Raw genomic sequence first — 22,880 nt, forward strand, 5'->3', positions numbered from 1 at the left:
GTGGGCGAAATCTCCGGCGTTCTGGCCGCGGTGCTGTCGAGCGGCCTCGGCGGCACCTCGATCGGCGCCACGCGCTATCTGGTGGGCAGCCTCGATCCGCTGGCGATCGGCTCGTTCCGGTTCGGCATCGGCTTCCTGCTGCTGCTGCCCCTCACGCTGCTCCGCGGTGACCGCTGGCCGGGGCGAGGGGACTGGGCCGCCGCGACCGGGCTCGGCATCCTGTTCTTCGCGCTGTTTCCGATCCTGTTCAACGCGTCGCTGATCTTCACGACCGCCGCGCGCGGCGCGCTCGCCTTGTCGACACTTCCGCTGCTGTCGCTCGTGATCGGCGCCGCGCTCGGCGCCGAGGCCCTGAGCTGGCGCAAATCGATCGGTGTGGTGATCGCGACGTTTGGCGTTGCCGTCGCGCTGCTCTCCGACCTGACCTCGGCACCATCCGGCGCCTGGCGCGGCGATCTCCTGATGATGGCGGCCGCGCTGTGCATGGCGCTGTACGGCATTTGGTCGAAGCCGCTGATCCGGCGCTCCGGCCCGATCGCCTTCACGACCATGAGCATGGCGGCCGGCGCAGCCTGCCTCATCCTGCTCTCTTATATCCGCGGCAGTTTTGCGCCCGTCGCCGGCTTCGGTGCGCCGCAATGGCTGGCGGCTTTCTATCTCGGCGCCTTCGGCGCAGCGCTGACCTTCTATCTCTGGGCCTTCGCGCTGGAGCGGACCACGCCGACGCGCGTCGCGATCTCGGTGACGGTCAACCCGATCACGGCCTCGCTGGTCGGCGCCTGGCTGCTGAACGAGCCGCTGCGCTGGAATCTGGCGGCCGGCATTGTCGCGGTGTTCGCCGGAATCTGGATCGCGACGACGACGGGACGGCGCGTTGAAACGGCTGGCGCCTCAGGCTGATCGCCACGTCACGCCGGGATGGTGCCCTGATATTGCGTCAGGCCGTCGTCGAGCTTCAGCCAGGCGACCTTCTCCGAGACCCAGATGTGCTCGGTCGGCGCGAAGGCGTTGCGATCGTCGAAGGTCGTGAGCGAAACGCCCGCCAGCGTGCCGTTGCGCCGCCAGGAGAACAGGCGCGTGCCGCAGCGCTTGCAGAACACGCGGTCGATGTTCTCGGACGAGGCATAGCGCTCGATGTCACCCTCGACGGTCAGCGCGCGTTGATCGAATTGCGCGCGGGCGTAGTAGGGCGAGCCCATCGCCTTCTGGCACAGGCGGCAATGGCAGATGCGGACGTTGAGCGGCTCACCCTCCGCCTTGAACCGCACCGCGCCGCACAGGCATCCACCTTCCCGGATCATGGCTCAGGCCACCCGCCATTCGCCGACCTGGCGCGCCATGCTCCAGTTGAGATTGTCGAGATCGCCATCCATGTTGGAATTCCCGCGTCTGGTGTTGGTGAAGGCGGCCCAGCAGAAGCCGCCATGGGTGCGCACGGCAATCGTGCTCGTGCCCGGCAGGCTGCCATTGTGCCACCAATTGTCGAATTTGTTGACACAGAAGCCCTTGGCGTAGTTCGGGCTGTAGCTGGGCGCGGTGGTCATGACCTCGATGGTGCGCGGCCGCAGGATGTTCGCCGGTCTCGTGTAGCCGTCGACATGCATCAGGAACTGGACGAGATCCGCCGGCGTCGCGATCCAGCCGCCATGGGAATCCATCCGCCTCACCTTCATCTCATACGGACTTTCGCCCTGACCGTAATAGGCGACTTCGCCGGCCTGACGCTGGTCGCGGGTATTACCGGCGATGGTCATGTCGGTGACGCCGCAGCGCGCCAGCACCTCGGTGCGGACATGCTCGGCATAGGCCTGGCCGGTGAGCTTCTCGATCACGCGCCCGAGCACGCAATAGCCGAAATTGGAATAGGCGTAGTGCTGGCCCGGCGGCCGGTCCAGCGGCCGGTTGGCGAGCGTCCAGGCGATCAGCTCGGCATGATCCATCCGCGGATGCGTGAACATGGGATCGCGGTTGTCGTTGCTCCAGCCGCCGACAGCGTGCGTCAGCAGATGCTCGAGCGTGATCTGGTCGATGCCGGCGGAGTAGGGCGGTGACCCGTAATCGGTGCCGAGCAGTGCACCGGGGCCGAACACGCGATCCGTGAGCTTGAGGCGGTTCTCCTCGATCAGGCGGAAGATCGTGACCGAGGTGATCATCTTGCTGACGCTGGCGATCCGGAACAGATGCCGCGGCGTCACGGTCTCGTTCCGCTCGCGATCGGCAAGACCGAAGGCGTCCTCGTGGACAACAGTGCCGGCATAGCCGATCGCAAAGGACAGCGCCGGCACGTCGTATTTGTCCATGAAGCTGCGCGCGAGCCGCGCCATGGCGCCGCGTTCGGCCGGCGAGGGCGGACGGATGCTCGGCGGGCTGGGCGCCAGTTGCGCGGGCGCAACACGCGACAGCAACGGCAGCGCGCCTGCGCCCGCTGCGAGCTTCACGAAATCCCGACGCCCAAAATCCCGACGTCCAAGCCGCATGGTCCACCCCTTCAAGGGGCGGCCAAAGCTTCAGTAGGTCGCCCGTCCGCCGGAAATATCAAACACCGCGCCGGTGGAGAAGGCACAATCTTGGGATGCGAGCCAGCTCACCATCGCGGCGAGCTCTTCCACCAGCACGAAGCGTGCCTTGGGGATTTTCGACAGCATGAAGTCGATATGCTGCTGCGTCATCTGGTCGAAGATCGCGGTCTTCGCCGCGGCCGGCGTCACCGCATTCACGAGGATGTCATGTGCCGCCAATTCCTTGCCGAGCGATTTCGTGAGCGCGATCAGTCCGGCCTTGGAGGCCGAATAATGCGAGGCGTTGGGATTGCCTTCCTTGCCGGCGATCGAGGCGATGTTCACGATCCGCCCGTATTTCTGCTTAAGCATCGTCGGCACGATCGCCTTGCAGACGATGAAAGGGCCGTCGAGATTGATGCGCAGGACCTTGCGCCACTCCTCGAGATCGGTCTCCCAGACCGGCTTGTTGACGCCGGCGATGCCGGCATTGTTGACGAGGATGTCGATCTTGCCGAAGGCGGCAAGCGTCGCATCGCGCGCCTGCTCGACGGCGGCGGGGTCGGTGACGTCGACCTTGAAGACTTTTGTCTCGCCGCCGACTTCATTCGCGGTCTTCTCGGCGAGAGCCGAGTCGAAATCCCAGATCGCGACCTTGGCGCCGGAGTCGATGAAACGCCGGGTGATGGCACGGCCAAAGCCCTGCGCGCCGCCGGTGACGACGGCAATGCGGCCGTTGAGATCGATCTTGTTCATCGAGAACTCCCTTGTCTATCCCTCATGGTGAGGAGCGCGCACTTGCGCGCGTCTCGAACCATGAAGCCCGTGGCCCATCCTCGAGACGGCGCTGTCGCGCCTCCTCGGGATGAGGAGCGATCAGAGCATGTAGCCGCCGTCGACGACAAGGTCGACGCCGGTGGTGAATGCGCTTTCGTCGCTGCCGAGATAGACCGCCATGGATGCGATTTCGTCGGCGGTGCCGAGCCGGCCCATCTTCTGGCGGGAGACGAACATCTCCTTGCCCTGCGGTCCCTGCGCGGCGGCGCGGTCGAGCATCGAGGGCGTCTCGACGGTGCCGGGGCAGATGCTGTTGCAGCGGATGCCCTTGGTGATGAAGTCGAGCGCGACCGCGCGCGTCAGCAGCGACACCGCGGCCTTCGACGCGCTGTAGACGTAGCGGTTGGCCGGTGGCCGCAGCGCCGCGCAGGACGAGATGTTGACGATGCTGCCGCCGCCGCCCGCCAGCATCTCGGGCAGGAACGCCCGGATGGTCCGGTGCATCGACTTGACGTTGAGGTCGAACGAGAAGTCAAAATCCTCTTCCGAGCACTCCAGGATGGTGCCGTGATGCACGAAACCGGCCGCGTTGAGCAGGATGTCGACCTTGCCGACGCGCTTGGCGAAGGCGTTGACGTCGGCGGTGTTGCGGACGTCGAGCTTTGCGACCTCGGCGATGCCTTCCTTGGTCAGGCCCGCGATGCCAGCCTCGTTGATGTCGGTGGCGATGACGGTTGCGCCTTCACGCGCGAATGCGATGGCGCATGCGCGCCCGATGCCTGCCGCTGCAGCCGTGACGACGGCGCGCTTTCCCTTGAGGCGGTCTGCCATGTTGTTTTTCTCCTTGGCTTGAATTTGTCTATCGGCTCGTCATTGCGAGGAGCTCGTGACAAAATTGCGCAGCAATTTTGCACTGTTGCGACGAAGCAATCCAGACTGTCTCCTTGGAGATATCTCAGGATTGCTTCGCTTCGCTCGCAATGACGACGTGGCTGTTAGTGGTTGTCTCTGGCGACACCAAACGTGCCGGCGACGTTCTGATACCTTGTGGCGAGCTCCATGCATGCGCCGGTCGATTGCTGGCCCACCGTGTTGCGGTAGATCTCCTGCCACGGCGTCTGGTTCGCCGGATGCTTGAAGCCGCCATTGGCCATCAGCTCGGCGTGGCGCTTCTTCACCTCGTCGTCCGAAATGAGAATATTGGCGCTGCCCTTGTTGAGGTCGATGCGTACCTTGTCGCCGGTCTTGAGGATCGCGAGCCCGCCATTGGCGGCAGCTTCCGGCGAGGCGTTCAGGATCGACGGCGAGCCCGAGGTGCCGGACTGGCGGCCGTCGCCGATGCAGGGCAGGGCGAGAATGCCGCGTTTGATCAGCGCAGCCGGCGGCTGCATGTTCACGACCTCGGCGCCACCGGGGTAGCCGATCGGGCCGGTGCCGCGGACGAACAGCATGCAATTCTCGTCGATGTCGAGCGAGGCATCGTCGATCCGCTCGTGATAATCCTCCGGGCCCTCGAACACGATGGCGCGGCCTTCGAAGGCGTTCAGATCCTTGGGGTTGCTGAGATAGCGGTCGCGGAACTCCTTGGAGATCACGCTGGTCTTCATGATCGCGGAATCGAACAGATTGCCCTTCAGCACCAGGAAGCCGGCGTCCTTCACCAGCGGCTTGTCGTAGGCCCGGATCACGTCATTGTCGGGCGCGGGCGCATTGGCGCAGTTCTCGCCGATGCCGCGGCCGTTCACCGTGACCGCGTCCTCGTGGATGCGCTTGTGCTTCATCAGCTCGCGCACCACGGCCGGCACGCCGCCGGCGCGGTGGAATTCCTCGCCGAGATAGAAGCCGGCCGGCTGCATGTTGACCAGCAGCGGCACGTCGTGGCCGAATTTCTGCCAGTCGTCGATCGAGAGCTCGACGCCGATGTGGCGGGCCAGCGCGTTGATGTGGATCGGCGCGTTGGTCGAGCCGCCGATCGCCGAGTTGATCACGATGCAGTTCTCGAACGCCTTGCGGGTCAGGATGTCCGACGGCTTGAGGTCTTCCCAGACCATCTCGACGGCGCGTTTTCCCGTCTCGTAGGCGATCTGGCCGCGCTCCCGATAGGGGGCGGGGATCGCCGCGCAGCCCGGCAGCGAGAAGCCGAGCGCTTCGGCAAGCCCGTTCATGGTCGAGGCGGTGCCCATGGTGTTGCAATGGCCGACCGACGGCGCCGAGGACGCCACGATCTCCATGAATTCCTCATAGTCGATCTCGCCGGCGGCGAGCCGTTCGCGCGACTTCCAGACGATGGTGCCGGAGCCGGTGCGCTCGCCGGCGTGCCAGCCGTTCAGCATCGGGCCGCCCGACAGCACGATCGCGGGCAGGTTCACGGTCGCCGCCGCCATCATGCAGGCGGGCGTGGTCTTGTCGCAGCCGGTGGTCAGCACCACGCCGTCGAGCGGATAGCCGTAGAGGATCTCGACGAGGCCGAGATAGGCGAGGTTGCGGTCGAGCGCCGCGGTCGGGCGCTTGCCGGTCTCCTGGATCGGATGGGTCGGGAATTCCATCGCAATGCCGCCGGCTTCGCGGATGCCTTCGCGGACGCGGTGCGCCAGCTCGATATGGTGGCGGTTGCAGGGGGAAAGGTCGTTGCCGGTCTGGGCGATGCCGATGATCGGCTTGCCGGACTGAAGCTCGGCCCGGGTGAGGCCGTAATTCAGGTAGCGCTCCATATAGAGCGCCGTCATGCCCGGATTATGCGGATTGTTGAACCATTCCTGCGAGCGGAGGTGGCGGCGAGCGCCGTTGCTGGCGGGCGCATGCCCATTGGTTGGTTTTTTTGTCATTGGTTTCTCCTGCAATGCAAACGCACTGGCGTCGGGAGCTCAGCTTCGGCTGGTGCGATGCCCAACGGCGCGATCCATGGTTCAAAGGCCCGTTGGCGGGTCATTCCCTCACAAGCGCGATACTAGTCTTGGCCACTTGGTAACGCTATCATTTTGTTCGCGGCGCCCGCGCCTGATGCGGCAGGCCTGTCGTCCGACCGCCGCGACGACGAGCTTTGCCGCTCGATCACCTTGAAGCCGAGATCGAGCACCGGCTGCTCGGGGCGCCGTCCGTCGATCGCTTCGATCAGCATGGTGGCGGCCGTGTTGCCCATCTCGTAGCGGTTGGTGCGCACGCTGGTGAGGGTGGGTACCGCGGAGGCCATGAATTCGAGGTCGTTGAATCCGACGATCGCGATCTGCTCGGGGACCGCGATCTCCCGGCGCCGGCATTCGAACAGCACGCCGAGCGCGAGGTCGTCATTGGCGCAGAACACCGAGTCGATATCGGGCTCGCGCGCCAGCAGATCGGTGAACAGGGTGCCGCCGAGCGTCACCGAGGTCGGTGTCGCCGTCGTGACGACGAGGCGCTGTTCGAACAGCGCGGCGTCCTTCATGGCCGAGACATATCCGTCCAGCCGCCGCTGCACCCGCGGGTCCATGCGCGCGCCGACGAAGCCGATCTTGCGATGGCCTTGCGCGAACAGGTGGGCGATCGCCGCGCGGGCCGCATCATAGTGCGAAAAGCCGATCATCATGTCGACCGGATTGGGTCCGATCTCCATGATCTGCACGATCGGGCAGTCGGCCGCCTCCAGCATCGCGCGCGATTCCGCGGTCTGGTCGATGCCGGTGACGATCAGTCCGGCCGGCTTCTGCGCGAGAAACAGGCGCAGCAGCTTCTCCTCCTGGAGAATGCTGTAGCGTGTGTTGGACAGCTGGATCGAGTACCGGCTGCCTTCGGAGGCGTCATAGATGCCGCGCAGCACGTCGGAAAACACGTTGTTGGTCAGTGACGGGATCAAGACGCCGATCACTTCGGTGCGCTGCGAGGCCAGCGCCCGCGCCGCAAGGTTCGGCACATAGCCGAGCTCGTTGGCCGCGCTCTCGACCCGCGTCCGCTTGGCGACTGACAGGGCCTCCGGATTGCGGAAGAACCGGGACGCCGTGATCGGGCTGACGCCGGCAAGCTCGGCAACTTCCGCCAGCCGGATTTTACCTGACTTGGTGCGTTTTCGACCCATTAGTTGCTCTTATCACAGTCGGTCCGGCAAACAAAGGAACGTTGACAGCGCTACCAGCAACGACTAACCAAAGACAAATTGCCAAAACCGCACAAACTGCCGACAATGTCGCTCGCTAAGATCGGGCTTCGTTCGGTGAAGTCTGAAAAACAAGACGGTCGCGGCGCGTGAGGCGTCGTGGACTTTCGAGGAGGGAGCTAGATGTCGTCTGTGCAAATCCGCGACGTGCGGAAATCGTTCGGCAATTTTGAAGTCCTGCACGGCGTTTCGATTCCGATCGAGGACGGCCAGTTCGTCGTCCTGGTTGGCCCCTCCGGCTGCGGCAAGTCGACGCTTCTGCGCATGCTTGCAGGCCTCGAGAACATCACCTCCGGCACGATCTCGATCGGCGACCGCGTCGTCAACAATATCCAGCCCAAGGAGCGGGATATTGCGATGGTGTTCCAGAACTACGCGCTCTATCCGCACATGACCGTCGGCGAGAACATGGGCTTCTCGCTGAAGCTGCGGAACGCGAGCTCCGACGAGATCAACAAGCGCGTCAAGCGCGCAGCCGAAATTCTTGCGCTGTCGCCGCTGCTCGAGCGCTATCCGCGCCAGCTCTCCGGCGGCCAGCGCCAGCGCGTCGCGATGGGCCGCGCCATCGTGCGCGATCCGCAGGTGTTCCTGTTCGACGAGCCCTTGTCGAACCTCGACGCCAAGCTGCGCGTCGCCATGCGCACCGAGATCAAGGAGCTGCATCAGCGGCTGAAGACGACGACCGTCTACGTCACCCACGACCAGATCGAGGCCATGACGATGGCTGACAAGATCGTCGTCATGCATGACGGCATCGTCGAGCAGATGGGCACCCCGCTCGAGCTCTACGACAAGCCCGACAACCAGTTCGTCGCCGGCTTCATCGGCTCGCCGGCCATGAACTTCCTGAAGGGCCATGTGCGCGTCAATGGCGTTGCGACCTTCGAGGGGCCGAACGGCGTCAAGCTGCCGCTCAAGAACGCGCCGGCGGCGTCCGACGGTCGTCCTGTCGTCTACGGTGTGCGACCCGAGCATTTCACCATCGCGGACGACGGCGCCGATGCCGAGATCATCGTGGTCGAGCCGACCGGCTCGGAGACGCAGGTGTTCGCGAAGGTGGGTGGCGAGCAGGTCGTCGCGGTGTTCCGCGAGCGTCACCAGTTCAATCCGGGCGACAAGGTCAAGCTGAAGCCTGACCCGTCACTGGTTCATCTGTTCGACGAGGCGACGGGCAAACGCATGTAGCCGCGCCTAAGGATTGCCCAACGACTGTTCAAGAACGACCCAATACAAATATAAAATTCAGGGAGAGAACGATGAGCAATTTCGACAGGCGAAGTGTGCTTAAGGCCGGCCTGGGCGGCGCAGCGCTGCTGGCCGGCCCGGGCATCGTGCCGGTCCGCGCCGCGGAGTGGACCAACACGCCCGAACCGAACGCGTCCATCCGCGTCTTGCGCTGGAAGCAGTTCATCCAGGCCGAGTTCGACAAGTTTGCCGAGCAGACCAAGAAGTTCTCCGAGAAGACCGGCGTCAAGATCAAGCTCGAGGCCGAGAGCTGGGAAGACATCCGCCCCAAGGCCGCGGTGGCCGCCAATGTCGGCGCCGGCCCCGACCTCATCATCGGCACGCTCGACGATCCCCACAAATTCCCGGAAAAGCTGATCGATATGACTGATGTCGCCGACTATCTCGGCGCGCAGTATGGTGGCTGGTATCCGGTTGCCGAACGTTACGGCAAGAAGGGTAACAGCTGGATCGCCATTCCGCAGGGCGCGACCGGCGGCTGCCTGAACTACCGCATCAGCCACGTGAAGGCTGCGGGCTTCGAGGAATTCCCCAAGGACACCGCCGGCTTCCTCAAGCTCTGCCAGGCGTTGAAGAAGAACAACACGCCGGCCGGCTTCGCGCTTGGCCATGCCACGGGCGATGCCAATGGCTGGTGCCAGTGGGCGCTCTGGGCGTTCGGCGGCAAGGTCGTCAACGACAAGAACGAGGTCGTGATCGACTCCCCGGAGACGGTCGCCGCGCTCGAATACGTCAAGCAGCTCTACGAGACCTTCATCCCGGGCGTGCTGTCGTGGAATGACTCGAACAACAACAAGGCGTTCCTGAACGGCGAACTCAGCCTGACGCTGAACGGCATCTCGATCTGGACCGTCGGCAAGAACTCCACCGATGCGAAGCAGCAGGAGATCGCCAAGGACATGAACCACGCGCCGATGCCGATCGGCCCCGTGGGCGTGTCGACCGAGCAGCAGAACGTGCTGGTCTACTACGGCTACAAGCACTCGAAGTATCCCAAGGCGGTCAAGGAATTCATCAAGTTCATGATGGACAAGGAGAATTACGACGCCTGGGAGGTCGCTTCCAACGGCTACGTGTCGCCGCCGCTGCCGGCCTACAACGACAACCCGGTGTGGACGTCGGATCCGAAGATCACCCCGTATCGCGACTGCCTGAAGCGCTGCCGCGACAACGGCTTTGCCGGCGATCTCGGCTATGCCTCCGCCGCGGTGATGGGCGACTTCGTCGTCGTCGACATGTTCGCGGAAGCAGCCTCCGGCTCGGCGACGCCGAAGCAGGCGGCGGCGCGCGCCGCCGAGCGCGCCAAGCGCTACTACCAGGTCTGATCAACGCCTATCCGCGCGGCGTCCGGTTCGCCGGACGCCGTGACTTTTCTCCCGAGGGGAATCCGACATGGCAGTCATGGCCGAGTCCGCTGTCGCGCAGGTCAAGCGCGCCAGCCTCTGGACCAGAGCATTCGAGAGCCGGAATTGGCTCGGCGCGATGTTCATGGTGCCGGCGATCGCGATCCTCATCCTGTTTCTGGCTTATCCGCTGGCGCTGGGCTTCTGGCTCGGCATGACCGACACCAAGATCGGCGGGGCCGGGCGCTATATCGGCTTTGCGAACTTCGTCTCGCTCTCCAAGGATTCGGTGTTCTGGCTCTCGGTCTTCAACACCATCTTCTATACGTTCACCGCGAGCATCGTGAAATTCGCCATCGGCCTTTACCTCGCGCTGCTGCTCAACGAGCGGCTGCCGTTCAAGTCGATGATCCGTGCCATCGTGCTGCTGCCTTTCGTGGTGCCGACGGTGCTGTCCGCGATCGCGTTCTGGTGGATCTATGACAGCCAGTTCTCGATCATCTCCTGGGTGCTGATCAAGGCCGGCCTGATCACGCGCTACATCGACTTCCTCGGCGATCCCTGGAATGCGCGCTTGTCGGTCGTCGCCGCCAACATCTGGCGTGGCGTGCCTTTCGTGGCGATCACGCTGCTGGCGGGATTGCAGACGATTTCGCCCTCGCTCTACGAGGCGGCCAATCTCGATGGCGCCACCAACATGCAGCGCTTCCGCCACATCACGCTGCCGATGCTGTCGCCGATCATCGCGGTCGTGATGACATTCTCGGTGCTGATGACGTTCACCGACTTCCAGCTGATCTACACCATCACGCGGGGCGGGCCGATCAATGCCACGCATCTGATGGCGACGCTGTCGTTCCAGCGTGCCATCACCGGCGGCAATCTCGGGGAGGGCGCAGCGATCTCGAACGCGATGATCCCGTTCCTGGTCGCAGCGATCCTGCTCAGCTTCTTCGGGCTTCAGCGCTCCCGCTGGCAGCAGGGCGGGAGGGACTGACCATGAGCACCGCAGACGACCAAAGCGTCGGAATGGATTATCTCGAGAGCTTCCCGCGGAAGTTCTTGCGGGTGTACTTTCCGCTCGGCCTGATCATCTTCTTCCTGCTGTTCCCGTTCTATTGGATGGCGGTCGCGACGTTCAAGCCGGACGCGGAGATGTACGATTACGAGAAGTACAATCCGTTCTGGATCGTGAATCCGACCATTGAGCACATCAAGAAGCTGTTGGTCGAAACCGACTATCCGCTCTGGATGTGGAACACCGTGATCGTCTCGGTGTCCTCCACCTTCATCTCGCTGTTCGCCAGCGTCTGCGCCGCCTACGCGATCGAACGTCTGCGCTACAAGGGCTCGCGCTATGTCGGCCTTGCGATCTTCCTCGGCTATCTCGTGCCGCCCTCGATCCTGTTCATTCCGCTGGCGGCGATCGTGTTCCAGCTCGGCCTGTTCGATGGCAATCTGGCGCTGATCCTGACCTATCCGACCTTCCTGATCCCGTTCTGCACCTGGCTCCTGATGGGCTATTTCCGCACCATTCCCTACGAGCTGGAGGAATGCGCCCTGATCGACGGGGCGACGCGGCTCCAGATCCTGGTCAAGATCACGCTGCCGCTGTCGCTCCCGGGGGTGATCTCGGCCGGCATCTTCGCCTTCACGTTGTCCTGGAACGAGTTCATCTACGCGCTGACCTTCATCTCCTCGTCGGAGAACAAGACGATTCCCGTCGGCGCCATCACTGAGCTCGTCAGCGGCGACGTCTACCATTGGGGCGCGCTGATGGCGGCGGCCCTGATCGGCTCGGTCCCCGTAGTTATCCTTTATTCCTTCTTCGTGGAGTACTATGTGTCGGCGATGACCGGCGCCGTGAAGGAATGATCGCGGGGCCTGCCTTGAGAGCGTGCCAGGAGAACGTGTCAGGAGCGGCGCGCTCCGGCCAATAAGAAGGAGTAGGCTCTTGCACATTCTGGTTCTGGGCGCCGCCGGCATGGTCGGCCGTAAATTGTGTGAACGGCTGTTGCGCGACGGCCGGCTCGGCAAGAGCGACATCACCAAGCTGACCATGCATGACGTGGTCGAGCCCAAGAAGCCGGAAAAGGCCGGTTTCCCCGTCGAGACCGTGTCAGGCGATTTCGCCGTGCCGGGCGCAGCCGAAAAGCTGATCGCCGGCCGCCCCGACGTGATCTTCCATCTCGCCGCGATCGTTTCGGGCGAAGCAGAGCTCGATTTCGACAAGGGCTACCGCATCAATCTCGACGGCACGCGGATGCTGCTCGATGCCGTCAGGCTCGTCGGCGGCGGCTACAAGCCGCGCGTGGTCTTCACCTCGTCAATCGCGGTGTTCGGCGCGCCGTTCCCGGATGCGATCGGCGACGAGTTCTTCCACACCCCGCTGCTCAGCTACGGTACCCAGAAGGCGATCGGTGAATTGCTGCTCGCCGACTATTCGCGCCGCGGCTTCCTCGACGGCATCGGCATCCGTCTGCCGACCATCTGCATCCGGCCCGGCCTGCCCAACAAGGCGGCATCGGGCTTCTTCTCCAACATCCTGCGCGAGCCGCTGGCCGGCAAGGAAGCGATCCTCCCGGTCTCCGAGGACGTCCGCCACTGGCACGCCACGCCGCGTTCCGCCGTCGGCTTCCTGCTCCATGCCGGCACCATGGACCTCGCCAAGGTCGGTCCGCGCCGCAACCTGACCATGCCCGGCTTCTCGGCCACCGTCGGTGAGCAGATCGCAGCCCTCCGTCGTGTTGCGGGCGACAAGGTCGCCGCACGCATCAAGCACGAGCTGGATCCGTTCATCGTCGGCATCGTCGGCGGCTGGCCGCGCAATTTCGAGGCGAAGCGGGCGCGCGAGCTCGGCTTCACCACCGAAGAAAAGACTTTTGACGACATCATCCGCATTCACATCGAAGACGAGCTCGGCGGCAACTTCGTCGCCTGATCCAACCGATGAACAGCGTGGATATGACGATGGCGAGCGTTGCTTGCATCGGTGAATGCATGGTCGAGCTCCGGCAGGCCCAGGGTGGACAGTCCGCTGGACAGTCCAGCGGGCATGGCCAGGGCGGCGGCCTGTATTCGCGCGGCTTCGGTGGCGACACCCTCAATACGGCGGTGTATCTGGCGCGGCTCGAGGTCAAGGTCGACTATCTCACCGCGCTTGGCGACGATGCCCTGAGCGACGAGATGATCGCGGCCTGGAATGCGGAGGGCGTCGGGACCCGCCGCGTCTCCCGGCTGCCGGGCAAGCTGCCCGGCCTCTACATGATCCAGACGGATGCGAAGGGCGAGCGGCAGTTCTTCCACTGGCGCGACAGTGCGGCGGCGCGCCAATTGATGAGCCTGCCGGAGACGGATGAGCTGCTCAACTCGCTGATGAGCTACGACATCGTCTATCTCTCCGCGATCACGCTCTCGATCTACGATGCGGCCGGGCGCGAGCGCCTGTTCGCGGCGATCAAGCGCGCGCGCCTGCTCGGCACCCGCTTCGTGTTCGACACCAATTTCCGCGCGCGGGGATGGCCGGACCGCGATGTCGCCCGCGAGGTCTTTGCCACGGCGTTTGCGACCGCCGACATCGTGCTGACCTCAACCGAGGATCTGCTCGCGCTCTATCCCGGCGAAAGCCACGAGCAGTTGATGGCGCGCATTCCCACGCCCGAGCTGGTGTTCCGTCTCGCCGAGCCCGTCAGCCTGTTGCGCTTTCCCGGCGGCACCAGCGAAGTCCGCGCCGAACCAATGACCAAGCCGGTCGTTGACACCACGGCAGCCGGCGACAGCTTTGCGGCGGCCTATATCGCGGCCCGGCTCGCCGGATCCGATCCGGTCGAGGCGGCCCAGGCCGGGCACCGCCTCGCCAGCCTCGTGATCTGCTATGCCGGCGCCATCATTCCGGGCTATGCCATGCCGCCAAAGAAGCGGCACCGGCCGGCGACCACGCGTCAAGCGACCAAGTGAAACGAAAGCCAAGATGACCACGACTGCCCAACAGAACCACCTCGTCGCGCTGTTCAAGGCCGCGACCGTCATTCCTGTCCTCACCATCGAGCGCATCCAGGATGCCGTGCCGCTGGCGAAAGCGCTGGTTGCCGGCGGCGTCCGCACGCTGGAGGTGACCATGCGCACCCCCGTTGCGATCGAGGCGGCGAGGGCGATGATGGCCGAGGTGCCCGAGGCGGTCGTCGGCATCGGCACGATCCTCAATCCGGCCGATTTCGTCCGCGTCGAGAAGCTCGGCGTCGCGTTCGGCATCAGCCCGGGCCTGACCCCCGATCTCCTGAAGGTCGCCGCCGACAGCTCCTTGCCGTTCGCCCCGGGCATCGCCACCGCGTCCGAGCTGATGCTGGCGCTGTCCTACGGCCTCGACGTCGCAAAATTCTTCCCGGCCGAGCAGGCCGGCGGCATCAAGGGCCTGCGCGCGCTGGGCGGGCCGTTCCCGAATGTGCGGTTCTGCCCGACCGGCGGCGTGGGCGAGGCGAATGCGGCGACCTGGCTTGCCGAGCCCAATGTGGTCGCGGTTGGTGGTTCCTGGCTATGCCCGACGGCGGAGATCAAGGCCGGGAACTGGGCCGGCATAACTGCCATCTGCCAGCGCACCCTCAAGGCCCTGAAAGCCACGTGAAGTCTTGCGGTTGGTGGGCTAAGACTTAGGTCAGTAAGAGACCCCAGGGAGATGACCATGACCGCCAGCATCGTCGGATGGGCGCATACGCCGTTCGGCAAGTTCGACACCGAGACCGTCGAAAGCCTCGTCACCCGCGTGGCCAATGAGGCGATGGCCGATGCCGGCATTTCCGCGTCCGACGTCGACGAGATCGTGCTCGGCCATTTCAACGCCGGCTTCTCGCCGCAGGATTTTACCGCCTCGCTGGTGCTCCAGGCCGACCCGAAGCTGCGCTTCAAGCCGACGACCCGCGTCGAGAACGCCTGCGCCACCGGCTCCGCCGCGGTCCATCAGGGTCTGCGTGCGATCGACGCAGGCGCGGCCAGGATCGTGCTCGTCGTCGGCGTCGAGCAGATGACCCGCACCCCGGGTCCGGAGATCGGCAAGAACCTGCTCAAGGCCTCTTACCTGCCGGAAGACGGCGACACCGTCGGCGGCTTCGCCGGCGTGTTCGGCAAGATCGCCAGCTCCTATTTCCAGAAATACGGCGACCAGTCCGATGCGCTGGCGCTGATCGCGGCCAAGAACCACAAGAACGGCGTCGCCAATCCCTTCGCCCAGATGCGCAAGGACTTTGGCTTCGAGTTCTGCCGCGCCGAGAGCGAGAAGAACCCCTACGTTGCGGGTCCCCTGAAGCGTACCGACTGCTCGCTGGTCTCCGACGGCGCCGCGGCGCTGGTGCTGGCTGATGCCGAGACCGCCAAGGGCATGAGCAAGTCGATCGGCTTCCGCGCCACCGCGCACGCCCAGGACTTCCTGCCGATGTCCAAGCGCGACATCCTCCAGTTCGAGGGCTGCACGGTCGCCTGGCAGCGCGCGCTGGAGAAGGCGGGCGTTGCGCTCACCGATCTCTCCTTCGTCGAGACCCATGACTGCTTCACCGTCGCCGAACTGATCGAGTACGAAGCGATGGGCCTGACGCCGAAGGGGCAGGGTGCCCGCGCCATCAAGGAAGGCTGGACCCTCAAGGACGGCAAGCTGCCGGTCAATCCGTCCGGCGGCCTGAAGGCCAAGGGCCACCCGATCGGCGCCACCGGCGTCTCCATGCACGTGATGACCGCGATGCAGCTCGCTGGCCAGGCGCCCGAGGGCATGCAGCTCAAGAACGCCAAGCTTGGCGGCATCTTCAACATGGGCGGCGCAGCGGTGGCGAATTACGTTTCCGTGCTGGAGCCGCTGAAGTAAGTTCTCGTAGGGTGGGCAAAGGCGCGTTTGCGCCGTGCCCACCTTTTTGTTGCGCTAGATCATGGTGGGCACGCTACGCTTTGCCCATCCTGCGGCTCTTCATTGATTGGCAGGGAATGCATCATGGGCAATGACTACGAAGACTCGCTGTCGATAGACGCACTCAACGATCGCATCGCGATCCTCGAGGACAATATCCGGCAGCTCATCGAGCAGGCCGCGGCCGCCTCCGGCGAGCAGAACGAGTCGCGGATCGCCGACCGGATCAACCAGCAGAACGATGAGCTCGACCGTCTCATCAAGATCCGCGAATCCCGCCAGAAGAAATAGCGGCCGCGGCACCGCGCATGCGGCCATACCCCGGCCGCCCTTGCGCGCGCGGCGTCGCTGCCCTTAGCTGGACCGAAATCGCAGGGCCAGGTTGAGCCCGCGCAATCGGGAGCGAACGGATGGGGCCGCTGAAGGGCATCAAGGTCGTGGATCTGACCACCGTGCTGATGGGTCCCTATGCGACCCAGATGCTCGGCGACTACGGTGCCGACGTGATCAAGGTGGAATCGCTCGACGGCGACGTCACTCGCCTGATCGGTCCGATGCGCCATGCCGGCATGGGCCCGGTGTTCCTCAATACCAACCGCAGCAAGCGCTCGATCTGTCTCGACCTGAAGAAGCCCGCCGGCCGCGATGCCGTGCTGCGGCTGCTGAAGGACGCCGACGTTCTCGTCTACAATGTCCGCCCGCAGGCGATGGCGCGGCTTCAGCTCGGCTACGACGTCGTCTCCGCAATCAACCCGCGCCTCGTCTATGCCGGGGTGTTCGGCTTTGGGCAGGACGGGCCCTATGCAGCAAAGCCCGCCTATGACGATTTGATCCAGGGTGCGACGGCGCTCCCCGCCTTGATGGCGCAGACCGGCGACGGCGTGCCGCGCTACGTGCCCAACGCGCTGGTCGACCGCATCGTCGGTCTCACTGCGGTCGGCGCGATCTGCGCCAGCCTCGTGCATCGGGATCGCACCGGACGCGGCCAGCGCGTCGACATCCCGATGTTCGAGACCATGGCCGGGTTCGTCATGGGCGACCACATGGGCGGGCTCACCTACGAGCCGCCGCTCGACAAGGGCGGCTATGCCCGCCACCTCTCGCGCGACCGCCGGCCCTACAAGACCTCGGACGGCTATCTCAGCGTCATCGTCTACAACGACAAGCAGTGGGAGAACTTCTTCAAGGCAACGAGCCGCGACGATCTGCGCGCCGACCCCAAATTCGCGACCTTCGCCGGCCGTGCCGCCAATATCGACGTCGTCTATGCCGAGCTCGCGCGCATCTTCGAGACCCGCACCACGGCCGAGTGGATCGACCTGCTGACCAAGGCCGATGTGCCCGTGATGCCGATGCACGACCTCGCGTCGATCCTGCACGACGAGCATCTGGAAGCCACCGGCTTCTTCCCGGTCGTGAACCATCCGACCGAAGGCCCGATCCGCAGCATGAAGGTGACGGCGACCTGGTCAGAGACCGAGGCGGAGCCGGTACGGCTCGCGCCGCGGCTCAACGAGCACGGCGCGGAGATTCTGCGTGAGGTCGGCTACTCCCCGGACGAGATCGCCGCCATGGTGCGCGACGGTGTCACCGGGGCTATTGCCGGCCAGTAGGGATTGGCTATGTCGATTCGTGCCCTGCGGCGGCGCAGTCGTGAATATGTATCCATTGTTGGACAAGATCCGTGGGCCTGCATCAAGGCGCCGTCGCTCCCCGAACTCGTAAAACGGACCTTCTCATGATCGTCTTCACCCGTCTGCTCATGATCGCGTGCAGCATCGTGCTCGCGCCTGCCGTCGCTCGTGCTGCGATGCCGGCCGATGCGCCCGATGCCCGCGACCACGCGCTGATCAGTCGTTATGCCGGCTCCTGGCTGGTGGCGCAGGACGTCCAGGGCTTCGACCAGGTCGGGATGCCGCGGGGGAGCCAGAATGGCGAGGTCGTGAAAGTCGAGGGCCGTGTCACTCGCTTGTTCTACCTTGCCCCGGCCGGCAAATCGGCGCTGGAGGTTCAGCGCAACTATGAGCAGGCGTTGGAGCGCGCTGGCGCGGCCAGGCAGGATAGCTGCGCCGAGGACTGCGGGGCGCGCGACTTCGGCCAGCTTCGCAGGCTGCCGGCTAACCCGTCGCTGCCAAAGGCCCAGCTTGAAGGGTGGACCCCCATCACCTTGCTCCAGCAATGGCAGGAACCCGGGACCGAGCGCTACTGGTACGGGACCGTGAACGCATCCGGTGCAATGCTGCATGTCGCGATTGTCACGGCGAAGCCGGGAACGGTTGCACTGTCCGGCAAGTACGTGGCCACCAGCGTGGAGATCGTCGAGGCCAAGGCGATGGAGTCCGACAAGGTGGTGGTGGACGTGAGGGCCCTGACGAAGGGCTTGCAGGCAGAGGGCAAGGTGGCGCTGTACGGCCTGTACTTCGATACAGGTAAATCCGTCATCAAGCCGGAGTCGAAAGCTCAGCTCGACCAGATGGCACAATTGCTCCAGTCCGATGGATCTCTCAAGGTCCATATTGTCGGGCACACCGACAACCAGGGCGCGCTGGACGCCAATCTGGCCCTGTCGAAAGCACGGGCGCAAACGGTCGTGGATGCCTTGGCGACGACGTACAAGGTCGATCTGAAGCGGCTGTCGGCGGCCGGCGTCGCCAGCTATGCGCCGCTCGGTAACAACGCAACCGACGTGGGCCGTGCGCGGAACCGCCGGGTAGAGATGGTGTTGCAGTAGCGCGCCGCTACCAGATCGCAGGAGCACGAAAGTTACCATGAGCTTCATCACCGGCGTCGGCCTCACGCCATACGGCAAGCACGAAGGCTCATCCTCGCTCGACCTGATGAGCCGGGCCGCGCAAGCCGCGCTCGACGATGCCGGGCTGAAGCGTTCGGACATCGACGGCATCCTCTGCGGCTACTCCACCGTCTCGCCGCACATCATGCTGGCGACCGTGTTCGCCGAGCATTTTGGCATCCGCCCGTCTTACGCGCATGCCGTGCAGGTCGGCGGCGCGACGGGCCTTGCTATGACCATGCTGGCCCATCACCTCGTCGAGGCGGGCGTCGCGCGCAACGTCCTCGTCGTCGCCGGCGAGAACCGGCTCACCGGGCAGAGCCGCGACGCTTCGATCCAGGCTTTGGCGCAGGTCGGCCATCCCGACTACGAGGTGCCGCTCGGCCCGACCATTCCCGCCTATTACGGCCTGGTCGCCACCCGCTACATGCACGAATACGGCGTGACGGAAGAGGACCTCGCCGAATTCGCGGTGCTGATGCGCGCGCATGCCTGCACCCATCCCGGCGCACAATTCCACGATCTCATCACGGTCGCCGACGTCATGGCCTCGAAGCCGGTGGCAATGCCGCTCAAGCTGCTGGACTGTTGCCCGGTGTCCGACGGCGGCGCGGCCTTCGTCATCAGCCGTGAGCGGACCGGCGAGGCCGGCGTGCGCATCCACGGCTGCGCCCAGGCGCATACCCATCAGCACGTGACGGCCGTGCCCGCGCTCAGCGAGCTCGGTGCTGAAATCTCCATCGCCCGCGCCAAGGAGGCCACCGGCCTTGCGATCTCCGACGTGCGCTACGCCGCGATCTACGACAGCTTTACGATCACGCTCGCCATGCTGCTGGAAGACCTCGGCCTTGCCGGCCGCGGCGAGGCGGCTGCGCGCGTGCGATCAGGTCATTTCAGCCGCGACGGCGCGATGCCGCTCAACACCCATGGCGGCCTGCTCAGCTATGGCCATTGTGGCGTCGGCGGCGCCATGGCGCATCTGGTCGAGGCGCATTTGCAGATGACGGGGCGGGCGGCGAGCCGCCAGGTGCGCGACGCATCGATCGCGCTGCTGCACGGCGACGGCGGCGTGCTGTCGTCCCATGTGAGCATGTTTCTGGAGCGCGTGCGATGAGCGAACGAATCGCGGACTGGACCAAGGGCGAGCAGGCCATCACCTTTCAGAGCTGCGGCGCATGCGGCCATGTGCAGTATTTCCATCGCGCTTTCTGCGCGGCTTGCGGCGCGCCCGATCCGCGCGATGCACGCGCCAGCGGCAAGGGCAGGGTCTATGCGACCTCGCTGGTCTGCCGCGCCGCCACGCCCGAGACCCGTGCGCACGTGCCCTACAACATCCTGCTGGTCGATTGCGCCGAGGGATTTCGCATGATGGCGCACGGCGAGACGAATCTAGCTATCGGCGATGAGGTCACCGCGAGCTTCCCGACGTTCGCCGGCAAGCTCGTGCCGTTTTTCAGCAGAAGGAAATAGTAGGATCCGTCATTCGGGGGCGGTCCGAGGGACCGAGCCTGGAACGGGATTCTGGGCCTGGCTTGTGCGAGAGCCACCCCGGAATGACGAAAACACTCTACGCAACTCTTTTGCTAACGCCCGTAGAACAAGATGCTGGCGATGACGAGCATCGCCGTCACCGCCAGCATATGCGCGAGCGCTCCCGAGGCCGCCCCCTTGGTTGCTTCCTTCATGCCTATTCTCCCTAGACTTGGGCGTGACTCATCGTTGCGCGCACTGCGCACCCGACGGTCAATTGTTTTTACTCGGAACACCCCTTGCGAGTATTCACCGTGATTTGTCCCCACACGGCGAATATCGACTGTGCCAAGGTCGATCAGCAATGCGGCGGCATTTTGACTCGATGATGTTGCTGTTGCGGTCGCGCAGCACAGGGTTTGCGGCAACTTTCTTCAATCGCGACAAATCATCGGATTTTCCCGCGAGAATTCGCGGGTTTCTTTGTGGCCATCGATTTGGCCTTCGAAGCCTCCATCAGCGCATCCCTGATGTTGGTGAGGTGACGCGTCATGGCGTGGCTCGCCTTGCGCGGGTTCCTCGCTTGAACGGCTTCGAAGATGGCCTCGTGATCCCTGCGCCACATGGGCCGGTAGTCCTCCATCTGCATGTGGTTGTGAATCTCCTGCCAGATGCCGGACTCGGTCTGTGCGCGCCACAGCGAGTCGCTGATCGACACCAGCGCGCCGTTCCCGGTCGCCTCGGCCAGCACCATGTGGAAGCGGTGGTCGGACGTGTCGGCCTCGCGTCCCTGCGCATGTTCCCAGCGCATCATCGCGAGCGCTTCGGCGAGCTGCGCGAAGGCGGCCTCGGAGCCGCGCTGCGCCGCGATCGCCGCGATCTGCGGTTCGATCAGCTGGCGCGCCTCCAGGTTCTCGAATGGCCCAAAACCTTCGAGCACGTGCACGTCAGGTGCCTCCTGACGACTGATCACATAGACGCCGCTGTTACTGCGCACCTTCAGCATGCCGGCCATTGCCAGCGACAGGATGGCCTCGCGCACCGTCGGCCTCGACACGCCAAACGTCTTCGCGAGATCGCGCTCTGCCGGCAGGCGCTGGCCGATCCGGTAACTCGCCTGGATCATCGCAGCAATGCGCCGGGCAACGATCTCGAAGCTGCGTTCAGGCTTGGACGGGGGATCGTGCAACATCTTCGTGCTCATCAGTCCTTTTTTTGAGTTTGACAAGCTGCCGCTCGAAAGCCAAGCTGGTCAGACCAATTTGGACTGACCAGTTTCGCGCGACCGGGGTTGGGAATACTCTGTCGGTGGGACGATGGAGGCTGCGCGCGTGTTCGACAGCAAGCCGAATTCAGCCGAGGCGCGTGACATCGCGTTCCATCTGCACTCGCAGACCAACCCCCAGCGACATGCAGAAATCGGACCGCTGATCATGGCGCGCGGCGAGGGCGTCCATGTCTTTGACGCGAACGGCAAGCGTTATCTGGAAGCGATGGCCGGGCTCTGGTGTACCTCGCTCGGCTTTTCCGAGACGCGCCTGAAAGCGGCAGCAGCGGCGGCCTACGACAAATTCGGCTTCTATCACAGCTTCAATCACAAGACGCCGGACACCACGATCGACCTCGCCGAGAAGCTGGTCGAGATCTCGCCGATCCCGGATGCTCAAGCATATTTCGCAACGTCAGGCTCGGAAGCCACCGAGACGATGGTGAAGCTCGCCTGGGTGTATCACGCGGTTCGCGGCAAGCCCGGAAAGCGCAAGATCATCGCCCGCGATCGCGGGTTCCACGGCTCGACGATCGTTGCTGCTTCGATGTGCGGTCTGCCCCGCATGCACCGCGAATTCGGTCTTCCGCTCGATGGCTTCCTGCATACGCATTGCCCGGACGCCTATCGCGGCACCAGACCAGGCGAAAACGAGGCGGCGTTTGTCGACCGGCTCGCATCCGATCTCGAAGCAATGATCATGGCCGAGGGGCCCGATACGATCGCAGCCTTCATCGCCGAGCCGATCAACGCCGGCCGCGGCATCGTCGTGCCGCCGAAGGGATATTTCGCGAGGATCGAGGCCGTGCTGCGCCGTCACGACATCCTGGTGCTTGGTGACGAGGTGGTCTGCGGCTTCGGCCGCACCGGCAACTGGTTCGGCTGCCAGACGGTCGGCATGAAGCCGGACATGGTGGCGCTCGCCAAGGGCATCACCTCGTCCTATTTCCCGATGTCGGCTGTGTTGCTGGGCCGTCCGATCCGCGACGCGCTCAGCGAGATGAACAAGGGCGGCGAGCTGTTCGGCCACGGTTTCACCAATTCCGGGCACCCGGTTGGCGCAGCGATCGCGCTCGAGACGCTGAAGATCTATCACGAGATGGATGTGGTGCCGCACGTCCGCCGCATGGGCTCGAGGCTCCGCGCCGGACTGGAGCAGATCGCGCGGGATTCGCGCATCGTCGGCCAGGTGAGGGGCGAGGGACTGATGATCGGGGTCGAGCTGGTCGCGGACCCCGCGACGCGGCAGGCCTTCGATCCCGCGCTGAAGGTCGGCGCGATGTTCGATGCGCTCGCAATCGAGAATGGCCTGATCATCCGCGCGATGGGCGACACGATCGGGTTCTGTCCGCCGCTGATCATCGACGAAGCCGGAGTTGACGAGGCGCTCGACCTGTTCGCGCGGACCTTGCTCAGCGCCGAGGCCAAGCTTGCCGAGACACGTCCATCTGCGTAACCCCTTGAGGAGACCATAGC

Annotated in this window: 22 protein-coding genes; 15 read left to right on the top strand and 7 right to left on the bottom strand. The window is 64.6% G+C overall.

Translation table 11 applies throughout. The features are described from left to right. Positions 1-900 (top strand): DMT family transporter, encoded by a 900-nt coding sequence (locus IVB46_RS25470; RefSeq protein WP_247311934.1) that lies wholly within the window; start codon positions 1-3, stop codon positions 898-900. A gap of 8 nt (positions 901-908) precedes the next feature. On the opposite strand, the gene IVB46_RS25475 is transcribed toward IVB46_RS25470, so the two are convergent. From IVB46_RS25475 to IVB46_RS25500, 6 genes are all read right to left on the bottom strand, one after another. Beyond that, positions 909-1,301 (bottom strand): GFA family protein, encoded by a 393-nt coding sequence (locus IVB46_RS25475; RefSeq protein ID WP_247311937.1) that lies wholly within the window; start codon positions 1,299-1,301, stop codon positions 909-911. Positions 1,302-1,304: 3 nt separating this feature from the next. Further along, positions 1,305-2,438 (bottom strand): serine hydrolase domain-containing protein, encoded by a 1,134-nt coding sequence (locus IVB46_RS25480; RefSeq protein ID WP_247311939.1) that lies wholly within the window; start codon positions 2,436-2,438, stop codon positions 1,305-1,307. A gap of 69 nt (positions 2,439-2,507) precedes the next feature. Beyond that, positions 2,508-3,254, bottom strand: a complete 747-nt coding sequence (locus IVB46_RS25485) for an SDR family NAD(P)-dependent oxidoreductase (protein ID WP_014495989.1) — start codon at positions 3,252-3,254, stop codon at positions 2,508-2,510. Positions 3,255-3,374: 120 nt separating this feature from the next. Next, complete coding sequence (locus tag IVB46_RS25490; RefSeq protein ID WP_014495988.1) at positions 3,375-4,106, bottom strand: SDR family oxidoreductase; 732 nt, start codon at positions 4,104-4,106, stop codon at positions 3,375-3,377. Between the two features lie 164 nt (positions 4,107-4,270). Continuing rightward, positions 4,271-6,100 (bottom strand): IlvD/Edd family dehydratase, encoded by a 1,830-nt coding sequence (locus IVB46_RS25495; RefSeq protein WP_028146570.1) that lies wholly within the window; start codon positions 6,098-6,100, stop codon positions 4,271-4,273. 122 nt (positions 6,101-6,222) lie between these two features. Beyond that, entirely contained in the window at positions 6,223-7,323 is a 1,101-nt protein-coding gene (locus IVB46_RS25500; protein ID WP_166095128.1) for a LacI family DNA-binding transcriptional regulator, read from the bottom strand. A 201-nt stretch (positions 7,324-7,524) separates the two neighbouring features. On the opposite strand from IVB46_RS25500, the gene ugpC reads away from it, so the two are divergent. The 13 genes from ugpC to IVB46_RS25565 all read left to right on the top strand — a co-directional run bounded on the left by ugpC (position 7,525) and on the right by IVB46_RS25565 (position 20,137). Then, positions 7,525-8,586, top strand: a complete 1,062-nt coding sequence (gene ugpC / locus IVB46_RS25505; RefSeq protein ID WP_063983849.1) for a sn-glycerol-3-phosphate ABC transporter ATP-binding protein UgpC — start codon at positions 7,525-7,527, stop codon at positions 8,584-8,586. A 71-nt stretch (positions 8,587-8,657) separates the two neighbouring features. Then, the gene (locus IVB46_RS25510) at positions 8,658-9,971 is read left to right on the top strand and encodes an ABC transporter substrate-binding protein (RefSeq protein WP_063983848.1); all 1,314 of its coding nucleotides are present in this window, start codon (positions 8,658-8,660) and stop codon (positions 9,969-9,971) included. Between the two features lie 67 nt (positions 9,972-10,038). Continuing rightward, entirely contained in the window at positions 10,039-10,986 is a 948-nt protein-coding gene (locus IVB46_RS25515) for a sugar ABC transporter permease (RefSeq protein ID WP_063983847.1), read from the top strand. Positions 10,987-10,988: 2 nt separating this feature from the next. Further along, complete coding sequence (locus tag IVB46_RS25520; RefSeq protein WP_014495982.1) at positions 10,989-11,864, top strand: carbohydrate ABC transporter permease; 876 nt, start codon at positions 10,989-10,991, stop codon at positions 11,862-11,864. Positions 11,865-11,943: 79 nt separating this feature from the next. After that, a complete protein-coding gene (gene denD, locus IVB46_RS25525; protein ID WP_208086257.1) occupies positions 11,944-12,930 on the top strand; it encodes a D-erythronate dehydrogenase in 987 nt (328 codons plus the stop codon). A 29-nt stretch (positions 12,931-12,959) separates the two neighbouring features. Then, the gene (locus IVB46_RS25530) at positions 12,960-13,946 is read left to right on the top strand and encodes a sugar kinase (RefSeq protein WP_071917523.1); all 987 of its coding nucleotides are present in this window, start codon (positions 12,960-12,962) and stop codon (positions 13,944-13,946) included. 13 nt (positions 13,947-13,959) lie between these two features. Then, entirely contained in the window at positions 13,960-14,610 is a 651-nt protein-coding gene (gene eda / locus IVB46_RS25535) for a bifunctional 4-hydroxy-2-oxoglutarate aldolase/2-dehydro-3-deoxy-phosphogluconate aldolase (RefSeq protein WP_085401986.1), read from the top strand. 57 nt (positions 14,611-14,667) lie between these two features. Further along, complete coding sequence (locus tag IVB46_RS25540; RefSeq protein ID WP_063983845.1) at positions 14,668-15,837, top strand: acetyl-CoA acetyltransferase; 1,170 nt, start codon at positions 14,668-14,670, stop codon at positions 15,835-15,837. 123 nt (positions 15,838-15,960) lie between these two features. Continuing rightward, the gene (locus tag IVB46_RS25545) at positions 15,961-16,167 is read left to right on the top strand and encodes a hypothetical protein (RefSeq protein ID WP_014495977.1); all 207 of its coding nucleotides are present in this window, start codon (positions 15,961-15,963) and stop codon (positions 16,165-16,167) included. A 119-nt stretch (positions 16,168-16,286) separates the two neighbouring features. Further along, positions 16,287-17,489, top strand: coding sequence for a CoA transferase (locus IVB46_RS25550; RefSeq protein ID WP_247311942.1), 1,203 nt, complete (start codon positions 16,287-16,289; stop codon positions 17,487-17,489). Between the two features lie 125 nt (positions 17,490-17,614). After that, the gene (locus IVB46_RS25555) at positions 17,615-18,607 is read left to right on the top strand and encodes an OmpA family protein (RefSeq protein WP_247311948.1); all 993 of its coding nucleotides are present in this window, start codon (positions 17,615-17,617) and stop codon (positions 18,605-18,607) included. 37 nt (positions 18,608-18,644) lie between these two features. Then, positions 18,645-19,781, top strand: coding sequence for a thiolase family protein (locus IVB46_RS25560; protein ID WP_247311951.1), 1,137 nt, complete (start codon positions 18,645-18,647; stop codon positions 19,779-19,781). Further along, positions 19,778-20,137, top strand: coding sequence for an OB-fold domain-containing protein (locus IVB46_RS25565; RefSeq protein ID WP_247311954.1), 360 nt, complete (start codon positions 19,778-19,780; stop codon positions 20,135-20,137). Before IVB46_RS25560 ends, IVB46_RS25565 begins: the two co-directional genes overlap by 4 nt. Positions 20,138-20,585: 448 nt before the next feature. On the opposite strand, the gene IVB46_RS25570 is transcribed toward IVB46_RS25565, so the two are convergent. Continuing rightward, entirely contained in the window at positions 20,586-21,341 is a 756-nt protein-coding gene (locus tag IVB46_RS25570; RefSeq protein ID WP_208086263.1) for a FadR/GntR family transcriptional regulator, read from the bottom strand. 112 nt (positions 21,342-21,453) lie between these two features. On the opposite strand from IVB46_RS25570, the gene IVB46_RS25575 reads away from it, so the two are divergent. Then, positions 21,454-22,860, top strand: coding sequence for an aspartate aminotransferase family protein (locus IVB46_RS25575; RefSeq protein ID WP_247343714.1), 1,407 nt, complete (start codon positions 21,454-21,456; stop codon positions 22,858-22,860). Positions 22,861-22,880: the final 20 nt, after the last annotated feature.

Origin of the sequence: Bradyrhizobium sp. 61, from assembly GCF_023073075.1 — a bacterium.
Taxonomy (GTDB): Bacteria; Pseudomonadota; Alphaproteobacteria; order Rhizobiales; family Xanthobacteraceae; genus Bradyrhizobium; species Bradyrhizobium barranii.